Consider the following 23845-nt stretch of genomic DNA (forward strand, 5'->3'; position numbering starts at 1 on the left):
GCCCTTGATACGCCGCTGGAAATCCGCGTCGCTGCGGTCGCAGCTTGTCGCCATCATGGCCGTGCTGATGGTGGTGACGGTAACCATCACCGGCCTCGCCACGATCTACGTACTGCGCCAGATCCTGGTTGGCCGGCTGGACGCGGACATTGAGGAAAACGCCCCGAACGTCTCGCGCTATCTGGTGGTCAACGAGGCCAGCACGGATGCCTCGCTTTTCCGCTATTACGGCCTGTACCTGAACGAGGACGGAACGCACGGTCCGGCCACCCACTCGGAATCCGCCACGGATGTGCCGCTGCTGGGCAATTACACCGCCGAGCAGGTGGCAGAGATGGATACGCGCGGCTTTGATGTCCGCGGCACGGCTCCGCTGTCCAAAGGTTGGCGCGTGCGGATCTACGATTTTGCGAATCTGCCCGGCTCCGTGGCCGTGGCGGTTCCGCTGGACTCCGTGGCCGCCACGGTTGATGAGGCGGCCTCCCTGGTCTTTTCCGTAGGGCTGCTGGGTACCCTCGGCGCCACCGGAATTGCCTATTGGGCGGTGACCCGGCAGTTCCGGCCGTTGAGCCAGGTGGAGAAAACGGCCGCTGCCATTGCCGCCGGAGACCTGAGCCGCCGTGTGGAGGTCGGCAACCCCGCCACCGAAATCGGCCGGTTGTCCCGCTCGCTGAACGCCATGCTGGCGCACATCGAAACGGCCTTCGCCGCACGCACGCAGTCCGAACGCAAAATGCGCCGTTTTATCCAGGACGCCTCGCATGAGCTGCGCACCCCGCTGGTGACGATTCGGGGCTTCTCGGAGCTGTACCGGCACGGTGCCCTGCAGAAACCCGAAGAGGTAGCGGCCGCCATGGGCCGGATTGAAAGCGAAGCCAAGCGGATGGGCCAGCTGGTGGAGGACCTGCTTACCCTGGCCCGCGTGGATGAACAGCGTCCGCTGGAGTATGCACCGGTGGACCTGATGATCCTGGGCAACGACGCCGCCATGGACGCACGTGCCAGCGCCCCGGACCGCGACATCAGGGTGGTGGGCCTGGACGGCAACGGACCGCAGAGCGCGCCCACCATTGGCGATGAAGCCCGCCTGCGGCAAGTGGTGGCAAACCTGATGACCAACGCGCTGCGGTACACCCCCGAGGGCTCCCCCATCGAGGTGGCCGTGGGCGTGGCCCCGGTGATCCATGACCGCATGGACGCGGTGCTGGAGGTACGCGACCACGGTCCCGGCATTTCCGAGGACGACGCCGCCAGGGTCTTTGAGCGCTTCTACCGGGCGGATTCCTCCCGCTACCGGGAAACCGGGGGCACGGGCCTGGGACTGGCCATTGTGGCCGCACTGGTGGCCCAGCATGACGGAACCGTCCGGCTCGTGGAAACCGAGGGCGGCGGAGCCACCCTCTCCATCCGGCTCCCGTACCGGGCACCGGAGCAGCTGCCCGAGCACGAGCATCACACGGATACCGGGGACAACCCGGAATCCTGACTCCGGACCCGGATCACCCTGTGGTCCACCCGGCCTCCCCAGCCCTGCAGGCGGCCTGCGGGCAGGGCAGTGCGCCCACAACGCCGCCCCTGCCGTCCAGCGGCTCAGCAGCGAGTATTAGCCTTCCCGGTACCGATAGTGAGTTCCTACCAGGAGGAAAAGACATGCCTTTATTTGCTGTGGACAGTGAGGCGCTCTCCGCCAAAAGCGCCGAAGTGCAGGGAACCATCGAACGCCTGCGGGCGGACGTGAACGGAATGCAGACCGGGCTCGCGTCGCTGAGCGAGATCTGGCGGGGGTCGGCGTCGGCCAATTTCCAGTCGCTGGTCACCGACTGGCGCGCCACGCAGGCACGGGTGGAGGAGTCGCTGGACAGCATCAACCAGGCCCTGGCTTTCGCGTCCGCCCAGTACGCCGAAACCGAAGCGGCAAACACCTCGCTGTTCATGCATTAGCCTGCGGAATACCGCCCCGGAGGGCCCTCCGGTCCGGGGTAACGCAACAGGCGCGGCACCCTGTGCGGGTACCGCGCCTGTTTACGCGTCAGCTGGGAGCAACCGGGGGCTTAGAAGCCGCCCATGCCGCCCATGCCGGCCATTTCGTCGCCGCCGCCCATGGCGGGAGCGGCCTTCTCCGGCTTGTCCGCAACCACAGCTTCGGTGGTCAGGAACAGGCCGGCGATGGAGGCCGCGTTCTGCAGGGCAGAGCGGGTCACCTTTACCGGATCGTTGACGCCGGCTGCCAGCAGGTCTTCGTACTCGCCGGTGGCTGCGTTCAGGCCGAAGCCTTCGGGCAGGCCGCGGACCTTGTCCACCACAACGCCCGGCTCCATGCCGGCGTTGAAGGCGATCTGCTTCAGCGGAGCGTCGATGGCAACGCGGACAATGTTGGCGCCCGTTGCTTCGTCACCCTCAAGGTTCAGGTTGGCGAAGGCCTTCAGGCCGGCCTGGATGAGTGCAACGCCGCCACCGGCGACGATGCCTTCTTCAACGGCAGCCTTGGCGTTGCGGACGGCGTCCTCAATGCGGTGCTTGCGTTCCTTCAGCTCAACCTCGGTTGCGGCACCGGCCTTGATGACTGCAACGCCGCCGGCCAGCTTGGCCAGGCGTTCCTGCAGTTTCTCGCGGTCGTAGTCGGAATCGGAGTTCTCGATCTCGGCGCGGATCTGGTTCACGCGGCCGGCGATCTCTTCGGCGTCGCCTGCACCTTCAACGATGGTGGTTTCGTCCTTGGTGACAACAACCTTGCGGGCCTTGCCGAGCAGGTCGAGCGTGGCGTTTTCAAGCTTCAGGCCAACTTCTTCGGCAATGACCTGGCCACCGGTGAGGATGGCGATGTCAGCCAGCTGGGCCTTGCGGCGGTCGCCGAAGCCCGGTGCCTTGACGGCTACGGACTTGAAGGTGCCGCGGATCTTGTTGACCACGAGGGTGGCAAGGGCTTCGCCCTCAACGTCTTCGGCGATGATCAGCAGCGGCTTGCCGGACTGCATGACCTTCTCGAGGACGGCAACCAGATCCTTGACGTTGGAGATCTTGGAGTTGACGATCAGGATGTACGGATCCTCGAGGACCGCTTCCTGGCGCTCTGCGTCGGTGACGAAGTAACCGGAGATGTAGCCCTTGTCGAAGCGCATGCCTTCGGTGAGTTCCAGCTCCAGGCCGAAGGTGTTGGACTCCTCGACCGTGATGACGCCTTCCTTGCCCACCTTGTCCAGTGCCTCGGCGATCAGGTCGCCGATCTGCTGGTCACCGGCGGAGATGGAAGCGGTAGCAGCAATCTGCTCCTTGGTCTCGATTTCCTTGGCGGAAGCGAGCAGCTCTTCGGTGACGGCCGCAACGGCCTTCTCGATGCCGCGCTTCAGGCTCAGCGGGTCGGCGCCGGCGGCAACGTTGCGCAGGCCTTCCCGAACCAGTGCCTGGGCCAGGACGGTTGCCGTGGTGGTGCCGTCACCGGCAACATCGTCAGTCTTTTTGGCAACTTCCTTGACCAGCTCTGCGCCGATCTTCTCGTAGGGATCGTCCAGCTCGATCTCCTTGGCGATGGAAACACCATCGTTGGTGATCGTGGGGGCACCCCACTTCTTTTCCAGAACCACGTTGCGGCCACGCGGGCCGAGGGTCACCTTGACGGCATCGGCGAGGGTGTTCAGCCCGCGCTCGAGGCCGCGGCGTGCCTCTTCTTCAAATGCAATGATCTTGGCCATAACGGCTATCGTCCTTCCGGAACAGTCATGCTTGGAGCAAAATGTTGCATTCCTGCCGAGGTGCCCGCGACGGACGGCCAGGCTCGCGCGATCTCTTTACGCGCTCCCCTGACCTCACCCCAGTGGGTTGCTGGTTCACTCAACGCCGTCGGACTTTTAGCAGTCATCCGGCAAGAGTGCTAAGTCAATAATTAGCACTCCCGCACACTGAGTGCAAGCCATCACGCCGCCCTGCCGCGCGCCTCACAGTGATCCCCTGTACAGGCTGCCGGAGAAGCAAAAGCAGCGGCGGAGCTGATGCTCCACCGCTGCTTTTATTCCCCTGTACGGGACGGGGCAAGGCCCGCGCCGGGCCGCTATACGGCCCGGACCTCTTCAGCCTGGGGACCCTTCTGCCCCTGGCCTATTTCAAACTCGACCCGCTGGCCCTCTTCCAAGGTCCGGTAACCCGAGGCCTGGATCGAGGACCAGTGAACAAATACATCCGTTTCCGCTTCGTCGAGGGTAATGAAGCCGTACCCCTTCTCCCCGTTGAACCACTTGACGATCCCCTGCGCCATGCTCTTTCTCCAACCGTGATTTTTCAGTGCCGCCCTCCGGCGGCTGGCATTACTCTAACCATGGTGTTCTGCATCACATGCGGGCAGGAGGATAACGTTTTGGTGTTTTTCTCCGTGCGGCTACTGGAATCCGGGTCCAAGGACCACCGTAACTACGGCAAATCCGGGTGTTTCCATAACCGTGGGGATGCCGAGCTGCGCAGCAACCTCGCGGGCGTTGGCTGCCTGGTCCGGTGAGCTGTAATAGACACCCGAGGCCTGCTGGGGCACTCCGGTCCAGTTACCCACCGTCCCCACCGGCCACCCGGCGCCGGAGATCCGGCCGGAAACGGAGGCACCAAGACCGCTGATTCCACTGGCGTTAAGCACTGTCACGGGCTGCGTCCGGTCCACCGCCGGTTCGGGCTCGGCTGAGGGCGTGGGCTCGGGCGTGGCCGCGGGACTCGGCGCCGCGGTTTCCTCGGCTTCTTCTGTCTCGCCGGCGGTGTCCTCAGGTGTGGGCGTGGGGGAAGCCGCGGGCTCGGCGGGTGCCGACGCCGTCGAAGAGGCTTCAGGATCTGCGCCACCCAGGTCAATGCCCAGGCGCGGCACCACAAAGTAGGCGGCCAGGCCGATGACCAGTGCGAGTACGCCCACGGTGATCAGCAGGCCCAGGCCGCGTGAACGCGACGGAATGAGGCGTTCACGGTGCACGCCCTGCCGCGCCGAGGTTTCGGGGACCTTGTCGAACTCGTCCCTGGGGTATTGGCTCATAGTGGAGAATCAATCCTTGTTCTGGTGGCGCCGCATCCTGGGCCGCCAAATGGTGGTTGGTGGACCGGAGCTAGATGCCGGAGCCCATACGGCGGGCGGTACGGGCGTTCTGGCGGGTCGTACGTAGTCTACGCAGTCGCTTGACCAGCATCGGGTCATGGGCCAGCGCCTCTTCGGTATCGATGAGGGCGTTCAGCACCTGGTAGTACGCGGTGGCCGACATCCCGAACAGGTCGCGGATGGCCTGTTCCTTGGCGCCGGCGTATTTCCACCATGCCCGCTCCAGTGCGAGCATCTGCTGTTCCCTGACGCCGAGCGGACTGTCCGGATCCACCGATTCATCGAGGGAAAACCGCCCGGTTTCCGATGATGCTTCCGCTGCCTCAGCCACACGTGCTCCCATGAAAGATCCTTGTCCTGCCTACTCAGACATGCTAATTGGGAATAACAGGCTTGTCATTTAGTGCACTGCCGCGGACAAGGACGCTGTGCAGGCAACCGCGCTATGGTCAGACTATGACTCGACGCTTTCCCGGTTTTGTCTGGCTGCTGTTCCTCGCCTGCACGGTGGTGCCGTTCACGGTTTCCTGCAGTGCCCTGCCCTCGGATCCGGAGGGAACACTGGAGCGTGTTTCCGGCGGCACCCTGCGCGTGGGTGTGTCCAACGCCCCACCCTTCACGGAGGTGGACGGGGACGGGGAACCCGCCGGAAGCGAAACGGACCTGGTTCGTGACTTCGCCGCATCCGTAGACGCGGACGTGGAATTCTTCGAGTCCGGCGAGGAACACCTGATGCAGCGGCTCGCGGAAGGCGATCTTGACCTGGTCATTGGCGGCCTGAGCGATTCCAGCCCGTGGACCGACAAGGCGGCCCTCACCCGGCCCTATGCCGAAGTGACGGATGGTTACGGCAAGCAGCGCAAGCTCGTGATGGCGGCACCGCTGGGGGAAAACGCCTTCCTGGTCCGGCTGGAGGAATTCCTGGCAGAACACGGGGAGCAGCAGTGAGCACCTGGATTGGACGTACCGAACTCAACGCGAAACAGGAGAAGATCCTTCGCCGCGCCGTCCACCTCGAATGGCTCACCATTGCCATCCTTGCCGTGACGGTGACCCTGGTTTTTACCGTTATGGGCAATTCGCAGGCGATGAAGGCCGCAGGTATCGAGGACGCACTCTCCTTCATCCCGCCGCTCGCCTTCCTGATGGGAGTGCGGATCGCCGGAAAACGCCCCAACGCGCGCTACCCGTACGGCTACCACCGCTCCATCGGCGTGGCCCATCTGGTGGCCGCCGTCGCCCTGGTCTCGATGGGCGCGTTCCTTATCTTCGACTCCGGCAGCGGCCTGCTGAAGGGGGAACACCCTCCCATCGGGACCATTGAGCTGCTCGGACAATCCGTGTGGCTTGGCTGGCTGATGATTGCAGTCATGGCGATCACCGGGGCGCCTCCCGTTTTCCTGGGCCGGGCCAAGATGAAGCTGGCCCGCGAGCTGCACAACAAGGTGCTGTATGCGGACGCCGACATGAACAAGGCGGATTGGATGACCTCGGCGGGCACCATTGTGGGCGTCGCGGGGATCGGTCTGGGATTCTGGTGGGCCGACGCCGCGGCCGCCCTGTTCATTGCAGCCAGCATCCTTCGCGACGGGCTGCGGAACATGCGCGGCGCGGTCACCGACCTGATGGACACCACCGCAACCACCTTTGACGACGACGGCCCGCATCCCCTGGGGGGAAAGGTCCGGGAGTACCTGCGCAGCCTGGACTGGGTGGGCGACGCCGGCGTCCGTGTGCGCGACGAGGGCCAGGTATTCCACGTGGAGGCATTCGTTGTGCCCCGCCGGGAGAAGGATCTGACGCTCGGACGCATCAACGCCGCCCGGGCCGGCTGCATGGACCTGGATTGGAAACTGCGGGACACAGTCATCATCCCGGTGGATTCGCTGCCTGATGAAACAGGCGGCAGCGGCAGCTTCCATCAGGCGGAGAAGGACGGGTAGGTCCACGCCGGAGTCGTGGCGGGCTGCAGGCGCCGCAGGCAATGACAGGATGGACCAGTGACCACTAACGAGCCCGCAATCAACGAGCCCCCGCTGTTCTCCTACGCGGCTCCGGCTGCGCCCGGCGCTCCGATTCCCTTCGCCGCTCCGGCAGGTCTCTCCGGCCTGATGGCAGCTGACTGGGCGGAGTCGCTAAGCCCGCTCACGGAAAGATTCCATGAACTTGCCGCCGGCCTGGAATCCGACCGCGCCCTGGGCCATGAGATACTTCCGGCGCCGGAGAACGTCCTGCGGGCGTTCCAGCGCCCGATGTCCTCGGTCAAGGTCCTGATCCTGGGCCAGGACCCGTACCCCACGCCCGGACACGCCGTCGGACTCTCCTTCTCCGTGGGTGCAGACGTTCGACCATTGCCCCGGAGCCTGAAGAACATTTTCACCGAATTGCAGACGGACCTCGGCATCTCCCCTTCCCCGTCCGGTGACCTCAGCGCCTGGGCGGACCAGGGCGTCCTGCTACTGAACCGGGTGCTGACCGTCAGGTCCGGCGCTGCCGGGTCCCACCGCCGCCGCGGGTGGGAGGAAATCACTGAACTGGCCGTGCGTTCGCTGGCTGCCCGCCGCGGACCTGACGGCACACGGCTGCCGCTGGTTGGCGTGCTGTGGGGGCGCGATGCCCAAAGCATCAAACCCTTCCTCGACGGGGCACCTACGGTTGAATCCGCCCATCCCAGTCCCTTGTCAGCGAGCCGCGGATTCTTCGGTTCCCGGCCGTTCAGCCGGGTCAATGAGCTGCTTGCCCGGCAGGGGGCGGGGCCGGTGGACTGGCAGCTGGGCACGGTACGGTAGTTTGCAGGCCCTTCCCTAGGAGAAACACTCATGCCCGATGCAATGTCCGCCCCGCAGGAGCCGGGACGCCCCCGGGAGGCAACGTCCCGGCCGCAGCGTCCCCTGCTGACCCTTGAGGTTCTTCGGCGCGAACAGATCAGCGAACACATGGTCAGGATCACCGCAGGCGGGCCGGGCTTCGACCGGTTCCGGCCCAACAGCTGCGCCGACGCCTACTGCAAGATCTGGTTTGGTCCTGACGGACGTCCGCTGGACGGCACGGAGGATCTGGAGACCATCCGGGCCCGGAGCGAACGTGAGCACTGGCCCGTTTCGCGCACCTACACCATCCGGCGGGTGGACCTGGACGCCCGGGAAATCAGCATTGACTTTGTGGTGCACGGTGACGAAGGGCTCGCCGGTCCCTGGGCCGCTGCGGCACAGCCCGGAGAGCCCCTGACGTTCTCCGGTCCCGGCGGAGCTTTCAACCCGGACCCCGAGGCGGACTGGTACCTGCTCGCCGCCGACGAATCCGCGCTTCCGGCCGCGGCCACCGTTTTGGAGGCACTGCCCGCACACGCCGTCGGCCAGGCGCTCATTGAGGTGGCGGGTCCCGCTGACCGCCAGCCGATCAGCGCGCCGGCCGGTGTTGAGCTGACTTGGCTGTACCGCAACGGTGCTCCCGCGGGCCGGAGCACCGTTCTCACGGATGCCGTGGCTGCGGTCCAGTGGCGCGAAGGTACTGTGCAGGTCTTTGCCCACGGTGAGCGGGAGGCCATGAAGTCCCTCCGGGATGTACTCTTTGGCCACCGGGGCCTGGAACGGTCCCAGGTATCCCTTTCCGGTTATTGGGCTGCCGGGCGGACCGAAGACGTCTTCCAGGCCGAAAAGCGCACGCCAGTGGGCAAGATCCTCTAGTCACGCATAGCCAAAGGGCCGGGTCCGCCGTGCAGTGCACAGCGGACCCGGCCCTTTGCGGTTCACCGAACCGTTCCGCGGCGGCCATTACCGGCGCCGGTTGCGCCTGTCGTTGCCGTTCAGGTTGCGGGTGAAGGGGCGCCCCAGGTTATCGCCCAGGACAACGCCGCCGGAGATCGCCAGGATGACGGTCAGGGCGTCGAACAGCCCCACCGCCCCCGCGTACATGTCCTCGGCGTCAATGCTCAGCCCGTACATGGACCGGAAGATCGCCAGTCCGGGGAACAGGAACAGCACCGCCGGGACCGCAACGATCAGCTGCGGCGCACCCATCCGCAGCGCCACGATCCGTGCCACCATGCCGATGAAGATAGCGGACACGGCGGGTGTAAGCCGGGGCCCCACTCCCCCGGCTTCGGCTAACTGGTAGACCAGGAATCCGGCAAGGCCGATCAGGACCGTGGGCAGCACCAGCGCACGCGGGGACTGTTCCACAATGCAGATGGTGGCCAGGGCAACGGCCAGCAGCAGCAGCGTCACCGGGAAGGAATACTGGGACGAGGCCACATCCGTGACATCCAGCCGGGCCATCCCGAACAGGGCCCCCATGACCAGGGCCACGGCGATCCCGGCCACCAGCGCGCCGAAGGTAAGGAACGCGGACAGGAACCGGCCGGAGGCCGTCACCGGGAACCCGTTGATGGCATCCTGGACCGCGGAGACCAGCCGCCCGGTGGGCAGCATCAGCAGGATCCCGCCGGCCACCACAATGCCCGGGGAGATTGGCACTTCCATGGACCAGAAGATCATCGCCATCGCCGTGACGACAAAACCGCTGGCCGCCGTTGTAAAGAAATCCGGCACCCGCCAGCGGCCCAGCACCCGCTGGAGCAGGCTGACCATGACCGTTCCGGCGAAGCCCACCAGCGAGGCCAGCGGACCGCCGCCGATGAAGCCGACAATCGCGGCAGCGAAGATGCCTGCAGAGAAGGTCACCGCCCAGCGCGGGAAGGGCTTGGGCCGGTGCGTGATCTCGTTGAGCCGGTTCGCCGCTTCGGCACGGCTGAGCCCGCCGTCGATAATCTCCGTCACCAGCTGGTGCACCAGGCCCAGACCGGCATAGTTGTTGGTCCAGGAGCGGACCACCCGCATGACGGTGATGGGGGTCTGGTCCTTGGGTGAATAGTTGAGCAGCACCGACTGGTTGGTGATGTCCACTTCGATGCTCTCAAGCCCGAATGCGGCGGTCACGGCGATGATGGCGGTTTCCACTTCCAGGGCACCTGCACCGTAACGGAACATGGTTTCAGCCAGGCTGAGGGCAAGGTCCAACGTCTTGCGGGCGTTGGCGTCCGTGCCCGAGCGCACCAGCGGATTGGCGTACGGGCTGCCCGCCAGCCGCTCCACAATGGACATGGCCTGCGTCGGCGGGTTCTCACCCTGGACGAGCCGGCGCAGCATCCGCCGCGCTGCCGCCGAGGACCGGTCGGTGCGGACCGCCGTGGAGCCGGCCGGAGCTATCCCCGAAGGAACGGTCTTCCGTGTGCGGGCGGGCCGTTTTTCACGGGGATCCGCCGCCTTTCGTCCACGCTCCGGCTTGAGCGCTTTGGCGCCGGCAGGCCGGATGACCGAGGTGGTGGGGGGCGGCGGCTTGGGCCGGGTGCTGCGCAGCGCGGCGGTGGGCATCTCTCCGGTGGGCTGGCGGCCCGGCGGTGTCGACGGCGGGGCGGGCGCCTTCCCTGCAGCGCCCAGCGATTTTGCCGCTGCGCCCTGTCCCCGGGATTCCGCTCCCGGGCCCGGCCCTTTCCCGGCCCGGGCTCCCCGCCCGGCCGGGACGCTGACTACGGGTATCAGCCCCGCAACCGGGTCCGGGTTGGGTGCCGAATCCGGCTTCGGTCCGGGCCTGCCTCGGCCCGGACCGGATGTGTTCTCCAAAGACTCACCCTTTCGCATGGTGACCCGGGGCTCCGCCCGGTTCCTGTGTTTCGTGCTCTGCTGGTTTTAGTAGAACGGCTGCTGGTGGCGGCGCCAGTAAATCTGCCGGGCCACCTTTTCGCCGATGGTGTTCCAGATCCGGTACCGGACCGGGTCCACCACAAAGTCATAGCAACCCACAAAGTCGGTGACCGTCTTTGAGAAGCTGGTCTTGAACAGGCCCAGTCCGTGGTGCGGATGGCTCTTGTCCTTGAGCCGGTCGCTCGGCGGGGTGCCGCAGAAGTCATAGGAGGTGATGCCGCACTCGTCCTTGAGTTCGTTGATGGCCATCCACTGGACCAGGTGCGAATCTCCGTACTGGCTGCGCTTCGGCTTGGACCCGCCGTCCTTATAGGTGCCCTTGTTTCCGTAGGCGATCACAAACGCGCCCACCGTGGGCTCGCCGTCCTCGAACGCGAAGTAGAAGCGTCCCTGTCCGGCGGCCACGAAGTTGGACCAGAAGCGGTGGTAGTACTCATAGGAGCGCAGGCGTGCGGCGGAACGGTCCTCAATATGGGCCATCAGCCGGTACATGGTCCGCATGTTCTCTTCCGTGGGTTCCACCCGGCGCACATCGGCGCCTTCGCGGATAGCCCGGCGGACGGCGTTGCGGCCGCGGGAGGAAAGGTTCTTAAGCAGCTGCTCGGAGTCCGGAGAGGTATCCAGCAGTGCCGTTGAATCGTTGGGCTGCAGGTTGAACGTCTTGATGAACCCGGCGCCGGTGAACAGTGCCCGCACCTCCTCGCTGTCCACAATGTCCGGCTCCACCTTGATCGCAAAGACCCGCAGCCGGTTCTCCCGGATAAAGCGGACGAGCGCGTTCACCACCAGCGGCACGTCTTCGGGTGCCGCGACGTCGGGACCCTTGATCAGGTACCACAGGCTGCCCAGGCCGCGGACTTTCTTCTCGATCGCGAGCGTGTAGGTCACGTAATCGGGTCCGGTGACGGCGAGGTAGACGGGATTCCAGCCGTGGTGGGACTTCACCTCGGCGAAGGAGGCCGACTGCAGGACGTTGCCGCCCCCGGGGTTCGCCAGCACGTGTTTATCCCAGTTGTCGATCTCTTCGGCAGTGGCCAGGCGTGCACTAAAATCTCGCAAAATACCTCAACTAATGGTTTGTTCACTGCATCGTTTTCGGTGCACCCACCCCGCATGCACCGGCCGCCTGTGAAGCGGCCTTCGGACCGGCTCCCAGTCTATCCGTTGCATTGCCGGCGAACCGAAACCCCGGGACCGGACCTCAGGTCGGTGCAGGCAGGAACCAGCGCACCCGGGGCTCGGCATCGGTCAGGTCCCAGGCCTCCCGGATGACCCGGCGGTCCTCCCCCGTAGTCCTGGTCTGCTCCTGGCGCAGGTATTCCCGCCAGGTCGGCACGTCATAGATCTCCCGGAACTGCTCCTCCTCGGTGATGGAGTGCACCAGCTCCCAGTCCGTGGCTCCGGTGCGCATCCGGGTGAGGCGTACCTCATGCATCGCCAAGAGGAAGGCGTCGCTGCGGTCCGCCGGCACATCGTAGGAAATCAGGACCGTCACCGGACCGGCGTCGGGTTTCGGCTCCTCGGGAACATCCAGATGAGGGTTTGGCGCCGAGGCAACACTGCGGTCCAGTCTCCCGGTTCCCGGCAGCAGCGGCAGCACCAACACGCTGGCCCCGGAGAGGGTGAGTACGACGGCGGCAAAGGCGAGGGTGGGTGCGTAGCCGGCGCCGGTTGCCCCGGATCCCCAGAACATGGCGCCGATGGCCTGCGAGCCGGCCGAGATCATGAGGTAGACGGACAGCCCGCGGGCACGCACCCACTCGGGCAGGGTCAGCTGCATGGCGGCGTTGAGCGTGGAGAAGGTAAAGATCCAGGCGATTCCGCCCGGTACCAGCAGCAGGGCAACCGCCCAGGCCGGCCAGTAACCGGCGGCGAAGGCACCCGCGGCGAAAACCACGGAACTGATCCCCAGAAGTGCGTTGGCGCTGAAAAGCGTCCGGGCCGACGGCAGCAGCAGCACCCCCAGGATGGCTCCGGCACCCAGTGCGCCGAGCAGCAGTCCGTAACCGGTGGAGCCGAGCCCCAGGTGTCCGTTGACGGCGATGGGCAGGAGCGCAAACAGGGAGCTGGCCGGGAACATAAAGAGCCCGTTGCGCAGCAGGATCCGCCGGATCCGCGGTGCCGCCCGGATATAGCGCATGCCTGCGGCGAGCGCCTCGCGCATGTGCTCCCGCTCCGCTGAATCCTGTGCCGGTGCGCGCCAGAAATAAATGGCTGTTGCCGTGCCGATGAAGGAGAGGGCGTTAAGCCCGAAAACGAACGCCGGGCCGATCAGGGCCACCAGCAGCCCCGCGATGGCCGGGCCAACCGCACGGGCGGTGTTCACCGCCACGCTGCCCAGCGCCGCGGCGGCCTGGACCTCTTTGCGCGGCACCAGCGCCGGGGTGATGGCCTGCCAGGCCGGTGCGCTCAGTGCCATTCCGCAGCCGATCAGGAAGGTGTAGAGCAGCAGTGAATCGGGGTTCAGCAATCCCAGGGCTGCCACCACGGTGAGGGTAGCCGCAGCACCTGCGGCAAAAATATTTGCCCCGAGGATCAGCCGGCGCCGGTTGAACGCATCCGCCAGCACCCCGGCAACCAGGCCCAGCAAAAGGGACGGGGCCAGGTTGGCTGTCTGGACCAGGGACACCAGCGCCGGGTTGTCGCTGTTCTCCACCAGGAACCACTGCGCTCCCACGGTCTGCATCCAGGTGCCGATATTGGAGCCCAACTGCGCTACCCAGAGGATAAGGAACATCCGCCGCCGCAGCGGCGCCCATGGCGAGTCCATCCTGATCCCTTCGTGTACCGCCCGGTCAGGGGCTGGACGGGAAGCCTTTCCAGGCATGGGCAAACCGCTCCCGCGCCGCCGCGGCGTTCGCCTGTTCCAGTGCATGCAGCCGGCCGTAGGTGAAGCCGTTTTCCCCTGCGGCGGACGCCGACGCGCCCATCCGGCGCAGGTATTGCCGGGTCACGACGCTGTCCTGGTGCTCCCCAAGGATCTTCTGGATGTGTTCCGCGGCCTCCACCATGGCTTTGGCTTCCACCGGCTGCACAGCCTCCCAGACCTCGGCCGCGTAGCGCAGTTTTTTGGCGTCCTTGCGTGCTTCGTGCAGTGCCTCTGCGTGTTCCTCGCCGGCGAGTCCGCGTGCCATCCGCACCCTTCGGTGAAGCCGTTTGCGGTCGCGGCGGATCATGGCGGCAGCCGCCGTCCCGGCCGGCTCCTCTGCGGTTCCGTTCCAGGGCGGCCCGTCCACCAGCGCCTCCACGCCGTCCAGGAGGCGGAAATACCGTTCCGAGTCCAGCGCCTCAATGACAAGCCCGTAGGCCTGGCGGTAGTCATGCAGCAGCTCTTCATCCACCCGGGCGCTCACCGGGCCCATCACCAGGTCCCCCGGCTCACCGGCAACCAGCTCCTTCAGCCGGTGCCGCATCACCTGGGCGTCCCGGGCCTCGCCGAGGACTCCCGCCAGCCAGCGCAGTTCACTGCGCAGCGAGCGCGCGGGTTCGGGCTGCATCGTGGAGCGGTAACTCGAGAGTGCCGAACGGAGCCGGCGGGTAGCGACCCGCATCTTGTGCACCCCGTCCGCGTCATTCCGGCGCACCCGCGGTTCGTGGTGCAGAAGTTCCCGGTACTGTCCGCGCAGGTACTGCACCAGCAGTGCGCCCACCGGCCCGTCGGCGGTGGGAGGTTCAGGTTCCCTGCCGGCAGGGGCTCCCCTTGCGGGTTCCGTGTCCGGTCCGGGTTCCCCGGGTGTGGTACCTGCTTGGGTGACCATGTGGGCAAGTATAGGACTGCAGCGGCCGCATCAGGGAGCCCCCGGGCGTCCCCGGGCCCTACCTTTGTCCAGGCGGCCCCGGGCCTATCCTGCCCGGGGTGTCACGGGTAGCATCACCGGTTAGTGGACCGCGGAGACAATCTGGGCGGAGGCTTGGCCGATGACTGCGATGACGTACGCCAGACTGGGCAGATCGGGAGCGATGGTCTCTGCCATTGGGCTGGGCTGCCTGGGCTTCGGGGACCCTGGCCGCGGCGCCCATAACTGGACTCTGCGCGAGGATGAGGCCACGTCCCTGCTGCGGCACGCCGTGGAGCTGGGCATCAATTTCTTCGATACGGCCAACGTTTACTCGGCCGGGCACAGCGAGGAGATCCTGGGTGCTGCCGTCGCCGAATACTGCCGCCGGGACGAGGTGGTGATTGCCACCAAGGTCCACGGCGAAATGGGCCCGGGGCCCAATGAGTGGGGCCTGTCCCGGAAACACATCATCTGGCAGGTGGAACAGAGTCTGCGGCGGCTGGGTACGGACTACATCGACCTGTACCAGGTACACCGCTGGGACGCGAACACCCCGCTGGAAGAGACGCTTCAGACCCTGGACCAGCTGGTCCGGGACGGCAAGGTGCGGTATCTGGGCGCCTCGTCGATGTATGCCTGGCAGTTCGCGAAGGCACTGTTCCTCCAGGAGCAGCACGGCTGGGCTCCCTTTGTCACCATGCAGGATCACTACAACCTCCTGTACCGGGAGGAGGAACGGGAAATGCTGCCGCTGTGTGCGGACCGCGGGATCGGTGCCCTGCCCTATTCCCCGCTTGCCCGCGGCCGGCTGGCCCGCCCGTGGGGCGCCCGGACGGCCCGTCAGGATTTCGATGAGCAGGGTTATGAGCTCTATCGCGGCAACGAGGAGACCGACCGCCGCATCGTGGACGCGGTCGGCAACGTGGCCGAGGGACTCGGCGCCACCCGTGCCCAGGTGGCCCTGGCCTGGGTCCTGGCCAACCCGGTGGTCACCGCCCCGCTGATCGGCGCCACCGCCGCCGCCCACCTGGACGAGAACATCAAGGCCCTCGAGATCCGGTTCACCGAGGAGGAATACGCGGTCCTTGAAGAGGCCTACCGGCCCCGGCCCGTGGTTGGCTTCTGACCGCTCAGCCCTTGACCGACCCGGCAATCAGCCCGGAGGTGATGTAGCGCTGCAGGAACAGGAACAGCGCCATCACCGGCAGCGCCGCCAGTACCGCACCGGCGGAGAACACTCCCCAGGTCCGGGACTGGTTGTCACCCACAAAGGAATACAGTCCGACGGCGAGGGTCTGGGTATCCGGGTCATTGAGCACGATGGAGGCGATCAGGAACTCGCCGGTGGCCGTGATGAAGGACAGCAGTCCGACGATGGCCAGGATGGGAGTGACCAGGCGCAGGATGATGGTGAAGAAGATCTGGATGTGGCTTGCGCCGTCAATCCGTGCTGCTTCGTCCAGGGACACCGGCACCGTGTTAAAGAACCCGTACATCAGGTACGTGTTTACCCCCAGCGCGCCGCCCAGATAGACCATGATCAGCCCGATCTGGCTGCCCAGGCCGAGCCAGGGAACGACGTCGGAAATGCCGCTGAGCAACAGGAAGATCGCGACGACGCCCAGCATCTGCGGGAACATCTGCAGCAGCATCAGGCTCAGCAGGCCCATCCGCCGGCCCCGGAAGCGCATTCGGGAGAAGGAATACGCAGCCAGGGCACCGAGGAAGACGGTACCAATGCTGGTGACCAGTCCAATAACGAGGGTGTTCAGGAACCATTTGGCGAACGGCTTCTGCGGGTCGGAGAACAGGGCGGAGAAGTTATCGAGGGAGACCGTCGAGAAAAGCCCGTTGGTGGAAACCAGCGTTCCGGTGGGGCTGAGGGCGGCGGACAGCACGTAGACCAGCGGCAGCAGCGCAAAGGCGCCAATCACCAGGCCCACCAGGTGCCGCCACCCCTTCTCCTTCAGCCATGCCCCGGCTGATGCGCGCTTCGCCGGCGCAGGCTCGGCGGGGCGTGCCGGTGACTTGCGGAGCGTCTGCAGGTTTGTCATGAGTTCACTTCTTCCAGTGCCTTGGTCTGCCGGAAACTGATCGCGGAAATGATGGCCACAATGATGAAGATCAGCACGGCCAGCGCACTGGCCAGGCCGTAGTCGCGTCCGGTGCCCTGCCCGAAGGCGACCTTGTAGACAAGCGTGATCAGCAGGTCGGTGGCGCCGATGTCCATGGACGTATCCTCAAAGCGCGGCCCGCCGCCGGTGAGCATAAAGATCACATTGAAGTTGTTGAAGTTGAACGCGAAGGTTGAAATCAGCAGCGGCGCCGTCGAAACCAGCAGCAGCGGCAGTTTGATGGAGCGGAAAATGCGCCAGGCCGAGGCGCCGTCCATACGGGCGGCCTCGTTGACTTCCTCCGGCAGCGACTGCAGGGCGCCGGTGCACACCAGGAACATGTAGGGGAACCCCAGCCAGGTGTTGACCAACAGCACGCTTGCCTTGGCCAGCCAGGGGTCGCTGAGCCAGGGAATGTCGGCCCCGCCGAAGAACGTGTTGTTGATGAACCCGAAGTCCTGGTTCATCATTCCGGACCAGACGAGCCCGGCAAGGAACGCCGGAAACGCGTAGGGCAGGATCATGATGGTTCGGTAGATCCGCTTTCCGCGCAGGGTGGCGTGGTTGAAGGTAACTGCCAGGAACAGCCCCAGCCCGAAGCACAGCAGCACGGACATCACGGCGAAGGTAAAGGTCCAGATGATGACGGCAACCAGCGGGCCGCGGAGGTCCGGGTCGCTGAAGGCATGCGCAAAGTTGTCGAACCCGACGTTGATCTTCCAACCGGTGGGCAGCCGCTCGCCGTCTTCCGCTACAAAGGCTCCTTCGCCGATGTCGGAGTAGACCTTTCCGTTCTCGGAGTCGGTAAAGGTTCCGGCTGCCTCGTCGTAAACGAGGGACGGTTTGAAGACATAGGCCGTCGCGCCGTCGGACGTTTTGAGCGTGCCGTCGTCCAGGTCCTCGGAGAACGGAACGGTGAGCGCCAGGATTTCGTCCTGCCGCTGCAGCAGGTCGGAGAACTGCAGGGTTTCATACCCGTCGACGGCCACGGCCTTGCCGGAGGCATCCTTCTCCGCAGTGACTTCCTCAAGGGGCTCATCCACACTGCCAAGTTCGGCAGTTCCGTCCGGATCCGTTGCCAGCAGTGACAGCGTCCCGCCCTTTTCCACCACGGTAATCCGGTAGGAGGGGGAATCGGGCACGCGTTTCTGCGCGGTCATCTGGATTGCCGACACGGCATCGGCCTTGGTGCTGTTGTGTCCGTCGCCGTAGTTGGTGAAGGCGACATACCCGCTGTAGGCCACCACGAAAACCTGGAATACGGCCAGGAAAAGGACACCCGGGGCCAGGTATTTGGCGGGCAGGCCTCCGCGCCGCAGGTAGATCCAGTTGATCAGCAGGGTGACCAGGGCTGCCACGGTCAGGACCGCCCATTTTTCATTCAGGAACAGCGCTATCAGCACATAAACGGCAAAGGCATCGGTGATGCCGAGCAGAATAATCTTGGCCAGTGTGCCGCCCAGCGAATCGCTCCGTGCCGCGCGTCCGGGCCGCGGTGCACGTCCGGCGCCGAGGCCGGTTGTGTTCACCGGCGTATCCAGCTGATCAACCATCTTGTTCTCCTTGAACGGGCGGCGAACCGGGGCGCGGCATGTCACCGCGCCCCGGTCCGCGCCGGACGGCGGCTCTGCGCCGCCGGTTAGTGCAGGTTGGCCCGCGCCTACCTACTTGCTGATCTTGGACTGAACGTTGGAGACCATGGTGGCCCAGGAGTCAGCAGGGTCGCCCTGGCCCTTGATCAGGGCCAGCTCCGTGCCGCCCCAATCCGCCCAGACCTGTTCCATTTCCGGAATCGCGGGCATCGGCACGCCGTTGATGCCGATCTCGCCAAAGGCTGCCACGACGGGATCAGAGGCGGCCTTGTCGAAGGACGCGGTGAGGGCCGGTGGCCGTCCGCCGGCCTTGAACATTTCGTCCTGCACTGCCTCGGTGCTCAGGTAGTTGAGGGCAAACTCGTTGGCTGCCAGGGCGTTCTGGCTCTTGGCGCTGATGAAGAAGCCGTTGACGCCCACGAAGGGCTGGGCCGGGTTCGGGCCGGCGGTGGGGATCGGATCCACTACCAGGTTGATGCCTGCTTCTTCGGCATCCGGAACGTTCCAGGGGCCGGTCAGGAAGTACGGGGACGCTCCGGCGCTGAACTTTTCCTTGGCAATGTCCGGCGTGATGCTGGAGTTGAGGATGCCGTCGCCGGCCTCGCCCCACTGCTTCAGCTTTGCCGCGAACTCGGCGCCGCCCGGGTTGCCCAGCTCGAGCTTGGTGGCGTCGTAGCTGCCGCTCTCATCCGTGCCGAAAACGGGTGCTCCGAGCGAAGTCTGGAACGGGTAGAGGTGGTACGGATCGCCCTGCTTGGGGTCCAGGCCCACCAGGAACGGGAACTCGGCCTTGCCCTCGGCGACGGCCTGCTTGCCGTTGGCGATCACTTCGTCCATGGTCTCGGCAGGTTCCGGCACGAGGTCCGCGTTGCGCAGCAGACCGATGTTTTCAATCGAGTACGGAACGCCGTAGGTGCTGCCTTCATACGTCATGGCCTGGACGGCGGTCTCCTGGAACTTGTCGGCATTGTCACCGAGTTCGATCGGAGCAATCACGCCGTTCTGCACAAACTTTCCAACCCAGTCATGCGGACCCACAATCAGGTCCGGTCCCTTGCCGGTGGGCACCTGGGTGATGAAGTCATCCGAAACCTGCTGGAAGTCCTTGGTGACCAGCTTGACTTCGATTCCGGTATCTTCCTTGAACTTGGCGGTGACGTCGGTCAGCGCCGGGGAGCGTTCCGCGTCCACCCACATGGTCAGCGTGGTGGCTCCGCCCGAGGCAAGATCCTTGGCATCGGACTCGGAGTCGGCAGCGTCGCCGCCTCCGCAGGCCGAGAGGACAAGAGCAGCGGTGACCGACACGGCACCGAGAGCAAAAGTACGGCGGCGGATGGCCGGCGTACCCGTTGTGTGCACCTTCATTGGTGAACCTCTTCTGTTTGGACCCCGGTAAAGGGGAAATGATCGCTGCCGCGAAGAAGCACGGGACCCTGCCCGGGCACTGCGGATGCGAGCTACGACACAGGTCAGTGTAAGCGCGTGCACACAATCCGTCCAACACCCGCTTTTTTGCCGCTGAGAATGCATCAGCATGCTGAGGATTTTCTGCCGTGAAAGGCGCTTACAGAGGGGTTTACGCGGCCAAAAGGGGCACATGGGAAAACGCAATGGAAGCGTTTGCAGTTTTTGCCGAAAAGCACCCTAGGATGTGGGCATGCTCAGTTCTGTACTCGACGATTCTTCGGCGCTCACCCTCGTTCATCCGTCCTCCGGAGACCGTGAATGGTGGCGCTCATCAGTGATCTACCAGATCTACCCGCGCTCCTTCCGGGACCTCAACGGGGACGGCATCGGTGACCTGCAGGGCATCACCGCCGAACTGGCCACCCTGGCCGAACTGGACATCGACGCCGTCTGGCTCTCACCCTTCTACCGCTCCCCGCAAAAGGACGCCGGCTACGACGTCGCCGACTACTGCTCCGTAGACCCCATCTTCGGCACCCTGGAGGACTTCGACGCCCTCATCGCCGAAGCCTCCCGCCACCACATCCGCGTCATCGTGGACCTGGTCCCCAACCACTGCTCCGACGCCCACCCCCTCTTCCAGGCAGCCCTGGCCGCAGGACCCGGCTCCCCCGAACGCGACATGTTCATCTTCCGCGACGGCACCGGCGAGAACGGGGACACCCCGCCGAACAACTGGCAGTCCCACTTCGGCGGCCCGGCCTGGACCCGCATCACCGAACCCGACGGCACCCCCGGACAGTGGTACCTGCACCTCTTTGACTCCTCCCAGCCCGACTTCAACTGGGACTCCCCCGCCGTGCACGCCGAATTCGAACGGATCCTGCGCTTCTGGCTGGACCGCGGCGTCGGCGGATTCCGCGTGGACGTCGCCCACGCCCTGATCAAAAAGACCGGCCTGCCGGACTGGGGCGGACGCGCCGACGGATCCTCCTCCGAGGGCTACCCCGGCTCCGAAGCACCCATGTTCGGCCAGCCCGGCATCCACGACATCTACCGGTCCTGGCGGAACATCCTGGACTCCTACGACGGGGACCGGGTGCTCTGCGCCGAAGCGACCATCGACCCGATCGAACGCCTCACAGACTGGGTACGCGCCGATGAGATGCACCAGACGTTCAACTTCGCCTACCTGCACCACCCCTGGCACGCCCCGGCACTGCGCCACGTCATCGAGTCCTCCCTGCGCGCCTTCGACCAGGTCGGCGCCCCCACCACCTGGGTGCTCTCCAACCACGACGTCGTCCGCCATGTCAGCCGCTTTGGTATCACCACGCATCAGGATCGGCCCGGTGACGGGATAGGAGCCGCCGACCCGCAGCCGGACCACGGGCTGGGTATCTCCCGGGCCCGCGCCGCCACGCTGCTGATGCTGGGCCTGCCCGGCGGCGTCTACCTCTACCAGGGCGAGGAACTGGGACTGCCGGACCACACCCGGCTTCCGGACGAGTTCCGCCAGGACCCCACCTTCCACCGCACCGCCGGGGAACGCCTGGGCCGGGACGGCTGCCGGGTTCCGCTCCCCTGGACGTCGGAGGCGCCCGCCCTCGGCTTCAGTGCTGCCGGCGGTTCCTGGCTCCCGCAGCCGGAGGAGTGGCAGCACCTGGCGCGGGACGTCCAGCGGCAGGACCGCGATTCGACACTGAACCTCTACCGGACGGCCCTGGATCTGCGCCGGAAGCTGGACCTGGGCAACGGTTCCCTCGCCTGGCTCACCGGATACCCGGACAGCGTGCTTGCCTACGTCAATGGCAACATCGCGGCCCTGATGAACATGGGCAGCGACGCCGTTCCCCTGCCCCAGGGAGAGCTGATTGCCTGCAGCCGCAACGGCGCTGTCTACGACGGCTTCCTGCTTCCCGACAACAGTGCCTGGGTTCGACTCGACTAAGCTGACCCCTGCCCGCAAAGAGTAGAAGAGGGAAACCTTGCCAGGAATCAAAGAGGTAGCCGCCCGCGCCGGCGTCTCCTCGGCGACCGTTTCCCGCGCGCTCAGCGGCAACGGCGCCGTTTCGGAAGCGACGCGCCAGCGGGTGCTCGGTGCTGCCGAGGAACTGGGTTTTGTCATTTCCTACAACGCCTCCTCCCTCGCCTCGGGTCGTACCCGCAATGTGGGAGTGGTGATGCCCAGCGTCGGCCGCTGGTACTTTGCACAGGTGCTGGAAGGAGCTGCCTCGGCGCTGATCGAGGCAGGCTATGACCTAACGCTGTACAACACCAGCGACGGGCCCGGCCACCGGGAAAGCGTGCTCACTGAGATGCTCCGGCGCAAGCGGGTGGATGCAGTGATCACGGTCGCCCTGCGGCTGACCGAGGAGGAATTGGCCCAGCTTCGGGCCGTGGATAAGCCCATCGTGGCCATCGGCGGCCCGCTGCCCGGCACCACCACCATCCGGGTGGATGACGCCGGTATCTCCTCCCTGGCCACCCGGCATCTGATCTCCCTGGGGCACACCCGCATTGCGCACATCGGCGGCGGGGAGGAGCTGGAACGGGATTTCCAGCTCGGCGGCACCCGGCGCAACGGCTACGAATCCGCTATGCGGGACGCCGGGCTGACTCCGGAGGCAAGCTGGATCTCCAGTGCCGAGTTCTCGGTTGCCGGCGGGTTCCGGGCCGCCAAGGCCCTCCTCGCCCGGCCGGATGTGCGGCCCACCGCGGTTTTCTGCGCCGCGGATGAAATTGCCGTGGGTGCCATCCTCGCAGCCCGCGAACTGGGGCTCCGGGTCCCGGAGGATCTTTCAGTGATCGGGATCGACGGGCACGATATGGGTGAGGTCTTCGGCCTCACCACCATTGGCCAGAACCCCGTTGGGCAGGGCGCCGCCGCGGTGGCAGCGGTCCTGGCACTGATGCAGAACGAACCGACGGACCCGCTGTGGGAATCGGGGTTCTATCCCACGGAGTTTGTGGTGCGCTCCAGCACGGCCGTGCCCGGCAGTCTGAGGGCCTGATGACAGCCGCAGACACCCCTTACGGGCCCGCGGCACGGCGGCCGCGCCACGCCCGTTATTGCGCAGTTCCCCGGCTGCAGACCATGCTTGGGTTGTTATGGTTTCACGGCGGTTCCTGCGCCGCCCCTGACCTTTTACCGAGAAAGTCGCCCATCCATGCTGTCTCTGGTCCTATGGCTCGTCCAGCTGGTCCTGGCGTTACTTTTTGCCGGCGTCGGTTTTATGAAGATTACCCAGCGCCATAAACGGCTGGCCGAGAACCTGCGCTGGCCGGAGGATTTCCCGCCGGCCACCGTAAAGCTCATCGGCATATTGGAAGTACTGGCTGCCGTGGGGCTGGTTGTCCCCGAGGCAACCGGGACCCTTCCCCTACTAACGCCATTGGCCGCTTCAGGGCTGACCGTGCTGATGGCGCTGGCCATCTTTGTCCATATGCGCCGCGGGGAACGGAACCGCATAGCGCTGGCGGCAATCCTCATGGTCCTGTCCCTGCTGGTGGCGCTGGGACGGTTCGGAGTCTTCGGGTGACGTCGCCTGCGAAGCATCCGCAGGAAACTCCGGGGCTGGGCGAAGTTATCGCAGAGCTTTACGCACTGCTGCCCTCGGATTTCACGGCGGCCCGGAATGCCAGGTCCGCTGCGGCAGGACGTGATGGCAACAAAGACCTCGCCCAACGGATCAAGCGGCTGCCGAAACCGTCCATGGCTGCGTGGCTGGTAAACCTGCTGGCCCACCGGCGTAGGGAGGAACTCGACGGCGTCCTGGAACTCGGGGCGGCGCTGCGCGAGGCACAGGAGGATCTGGACCAGAAGCAGCTGCGCAGGCTCAGCGTTGAACGCCAGCGGCTGCTGCGGGCGATTATCCGGGATGCCCGCGAGCTGGCCGCCGAGCTGGACCACCCGGTCAGCGAAGGCATCGCGGCCGAAGCGGAACAGACGCTGTGGGCTGCGATGGCCGATGCGGCTGCGTCCGACGTCGTGGCCAGCGGTCAGCTCGTCCGGTCGCTCCAGGCCAGCGGCTGGGAGGAGGTGGAGCTCCAGGACGCGGTCGCGGATGCAGGCTCGGTGAAGCACGGAGAGGGGTTCCGTCCCGGCCGGGGACGCGGACCGGACGCCGGCACATCGGGCCAGGGCACACCCGGAAAGAGCGCCGTAACCGACAGCGCCGCGGCGCGG

At 65.7% G+C, this 23845-nt stretch carries 21 protein-coding genes and 1 pseudogene; 11 read left to right on the plus strand and 11 right to left on the minus strand.

What is annotated here, in order from left to right; translation table 11 throughout:
• The first annotated feature begins 4 nt into the window (after positions 1–4).
• Together AC5RVB_RS03820 and AC5RVB_RS03825 are read left to right on the plus strand one after the other, a co-directional pair.
• Entirely contained in the window at positions 5–1486 is a 1482-nt protein-coding gene (locus AC5RVB_RS03820) for a sensor histidine kinase (RefSeq protein ID WP_290245688.1), read from the plus strand.
• Positions 1487–1650: 164 nt separating this feature from the next.
• Positions 1651–1941, plus strand: a complete 291-nt coding sequence (locus tag AC5RVB_RS03825; RefSeq protein ID WP_227905752.1) for a WXG100 family type VII secretion target — start codon at positions 1651–1653, stop codon at positions 1939–1941.
• A gap of 110 nt (positions 1942–2051) precedes the next feature.
• Here the strand turns inward: AC5RVB_RS03825 and groL are convergent, their stop codons facing one another.
• From groL to AC5RVB_RS03845, 4 genes are all read right to left on the minus strand, one after another.
• On the minus strand, positions 2052–3689 hold the full coding sequence (gene groL, locus AC5RVB_RS03830; protein ID WP_227905746.1) for a chaperonin GroEL: 1638 nt from the start codon (positions 3687–3689) through the stop codon (positions 2052–2054).
• A 356-nt stretch (positions 3690–4045) separates the two neighbouring features.
• Positions 4046–4249 carry a cold-shock protein gene (locus AC5RVB_RS03835; protein ID WP_227905745.1) on the minus strand — a complete coding sequence of 68 codons (204 nt, stop codon included), beginning with the start codon at positions 4247–4249 and terminating at the stop codon, positions 4046–4048.
• A gap of 120 nt (positions 4250–4369) precedes the next feature.
• Positions 4370–5002 (minus strand): LytR C-terminal domain-containing protein, encoded by a 633-nt coding sequence (locus AC5RVB_RS03840; RefSeq protein WP_227929204.1) that lies wholly within the window; start codon positions 5000–5002, stop codon positions 4370–4372.
• Between the two features lie 70 nt (positions 5003–5072).
• Positions 5073–5405, minus strand: a complete 333-nt coding sequence (locus AC5RVB_RS03845; protein WP_227905743.1) for a DUF3263 domain-containing protein — start codon at positions 5403–5405, stop codon at positions 5073–5075.
• A gap of 113 nt (positions 5406–5518) precedes the next feature.
• Between AC5RVB_RS03845 and AC5RVB_RS03850 the strand changes: the two genes are divergently transcribed.
• Genes AC5RVB_RS03850 through AC5RVB_RS03865 form a run of 4 tightly spaced genes read left to right on the plus strand, consistent with a single transcriptional unit; the run spans position 5519 to position 8748 of the window.
• Entirely contained in the window at positions 5519–6010 is a 492-nt protein-coding gene (locus AC5RVB_RS03850; protein ID WP_494142002.1) for a transporter substrate-binding domain-containing protein, read from the plus strand.
• The gene (locus tag AC5RVB_RS03855) at positions 6007–7005 is read left to right on the plus strand and encodes a cation diffusion facilitator family transporter (RefSeq protein WP_494142003.1); all 999 of its coding nucleotides are present in this window, start codon (positions 6007–6009) and stop codon (positions 7003–7005) included. The genes AC5RVB_RS03850 and AC5RVB_RS03855 overlap by 4 nt, the downstream gene beginning before the upstream one ends.
• Before the next feature lie 57 nt (positions 7006–7062).
• Positions 7063–7851: a uracil-DNA glycosylase gene (locus AC5RVB_RS03860; RefSeq protein ID WP_494142004.1), complete on the plus strand. Its 789-nt coding sequence runs from the start codon at positions 7063–7065 to the stop codon at positions 7849–7851.
• A gap of 30 nt (positions 7852–7881) precedes the next feature.
• Positions 7882–8748: a siderophore-interacting protein gene (locus AC5RVB_RS03865; RefSeq protein ID WP_494142005.1), complete on the plus strand. Its 867-nt coding sequence runs from the start codon at positions 7882–7884 to the stop codon at positions 8746–8748.
• An 87-nt stretch (positions 8749–8835) separates the two neighbouring features.
• On the opposite strand, the gene AC5RVB_RS03870 is transcribed toward AC5RVB_RS03865, so the two are convergent.
• The 4 genes from AC5RVB_RS03870 to AC5RVB_RS03885 all read right to left on the minus strand — a co-directional run bounded on the left by AC5RVB_RS03870 (position 8836) and on the right by AC5RVB_RS03885 (position 14522).
• Complete coding sequence (locus tag AC5RVB_RS03870) at positions 8836–10434, minus strand: threonine/serine exporter family protein (RefSeq protein ID WP_494142006.1); 1599 nt, start codon at positions 10432–10434, stop codon at positions 8836–8838.
• 315 nt (positions 10435–10749) lie between these two features.
• Positions 10750–11823, minus strand: a complete 1074-nt coding sequence (locus tag AC5RVB_RS03875) for a lipid II:glycine glycyltransferase FemX (RefSeq protein WP_494142007.1) — start codon at positions 11821–11823, stop codon at positions 10750–10752.
• 142 nt (positions 11824–11965) lie between these two features.
• Positions 11966–13534, minus strand: coding sequence for an MFS transporter (locus AC5RVB_RS03880; RefSeq protein ID WP_494142008.1), 1569 nt, complete (start codon positions 13532–13534; stop codon positions 11966–11968).
• A 25-nt stretch (positions 13535–13559) separates the two neighbouring features.
• Positions 13560–14522 (minus strand): CHAD domain-containing protein, encoded by a 963-nt coding sequence (locus AC5RVB_RS03885; protein ID WP_494142009.1) that lies wholly within the window; start codon positions 14520–14522, stop codon positions 13560–13562.
• A gap of 202 nt (positions 14523–14724) precedes the next feature.
• On the opposite strand from AC5RVB_RS03885, the gene AC5RVB_RS03890 reads away from it, so the two are divergent.
• Complete coding sequence (locus tag AC5RVB_RS03890; protein WP_494142010.1) at positions 14725–15669, plus strand: aldo/keto reductase; 945 nt, start codon at positions 14725–14727, stop codon at positions 15667–15669.
• Positions 15670–15673: 4 nt separating this feature from the next.
• Here AC5RVB_RS03890 and AC5RVB_RS03895 read toward each other — a convergent pair whose 3' ends face one another.
• The 3 genes from AC5RVB_RS03895 to AC5RVB_RS03905 all read right to left on the minus strand — a co-directional run bounded on the left by AC5RVB_RS03895 (position 15674) and on the right by AC5RVB_RS03905 (position 19614).
• The gene (locus AC5RVB_RS03895) at positions 15674–16597 is read right to left on the minus strand and encodes a sugar ABC transporter permease (protein WP_227905729.1); all 924 of its coding nucleotides are present in this window, start codon (positions 16595–16597) and stop codon (positions 15674–15676) included.
• The gene (locus AC5RVB_RS03900; protein WP_494142011.1) at positions 16594–18210 is read right to left on the minus strand and encodes an ABC transporter permease subunit; all 1617 of its coding nucleotides are present in this window, start codon (positions 18208–18210) and stop codon (positions 16594–16596) included. Before AC5RVB_RS03900 ends, AC5RVB_RS03895 begins: the two co-directional genes overlap by 4 nt.
• A gap of 111 nt (positions 18211–18321) precedes the next feature.
• A complete protein-coding gene (locus tag AC5RVB_RS03905; RefSeq protein WP_227905723.1) occupies positions 18322–19614 on the minus strand; it encodes a sugar ABC transporter substrate-binding protein in 1293 nt (430 codons plus the stop codon).
• A gap of 292 nt (positions 19615–19906) precedes the next feature.
• Between AC5RVB_RS03905 and AC5RVB_RS03910 the strand changes: the two genes are divergently transcribed.
• From AC5RVB_RS03910 to AC5RVB_RS03925, 4 genes and pseudogenes are all read left to right on the plus strand, one after another.
• Entirely contained in the window at positions 19907–21607 is a 1701-nt protein-coding gene (locus AC5RVB_RS03910) for a glycoside hydrolase family 13 protein (protein WP_494142012.1), read from the plus strand.
• 37 nt (positions 21608–21644) lie between these two features.
• Positions 21645–22670 carry a LacI family DNA-binding transcriptional regulator gene (locus AC5RVB_RS03915; protein ID WP_494142013.1) on the plus strand — a complete coding sequence of 342 codons (1026 nt, stop codon included), beginning with the start codon at positions 21645–21647 and terminating at the stop codon, positions 22668–22670.
• Positions 22671–22826: 156 nt separating this feature from the next.
• A complete protein-coding gene (locus AC5RVB_RS03920; protein ID WP_227905710.1) occupies positions 22827–23198 on the plus strand; it encodes a DoxX family protein in 372 nt (123 codons plus the stop codon).
• A pseudogene (locus AC5RVB_RS03925) lies at positions 23195–23845 on the plus strand (hypothetical protein); the annotation flags it as partial. The gene AC5RVB_RS03920 and the pseudogene AC5RVB_RS03925, both read left to right, overlap by 4 nt.

The organism is Arthrobacter sp. Y3225209 (assembly GCF_059090685.1).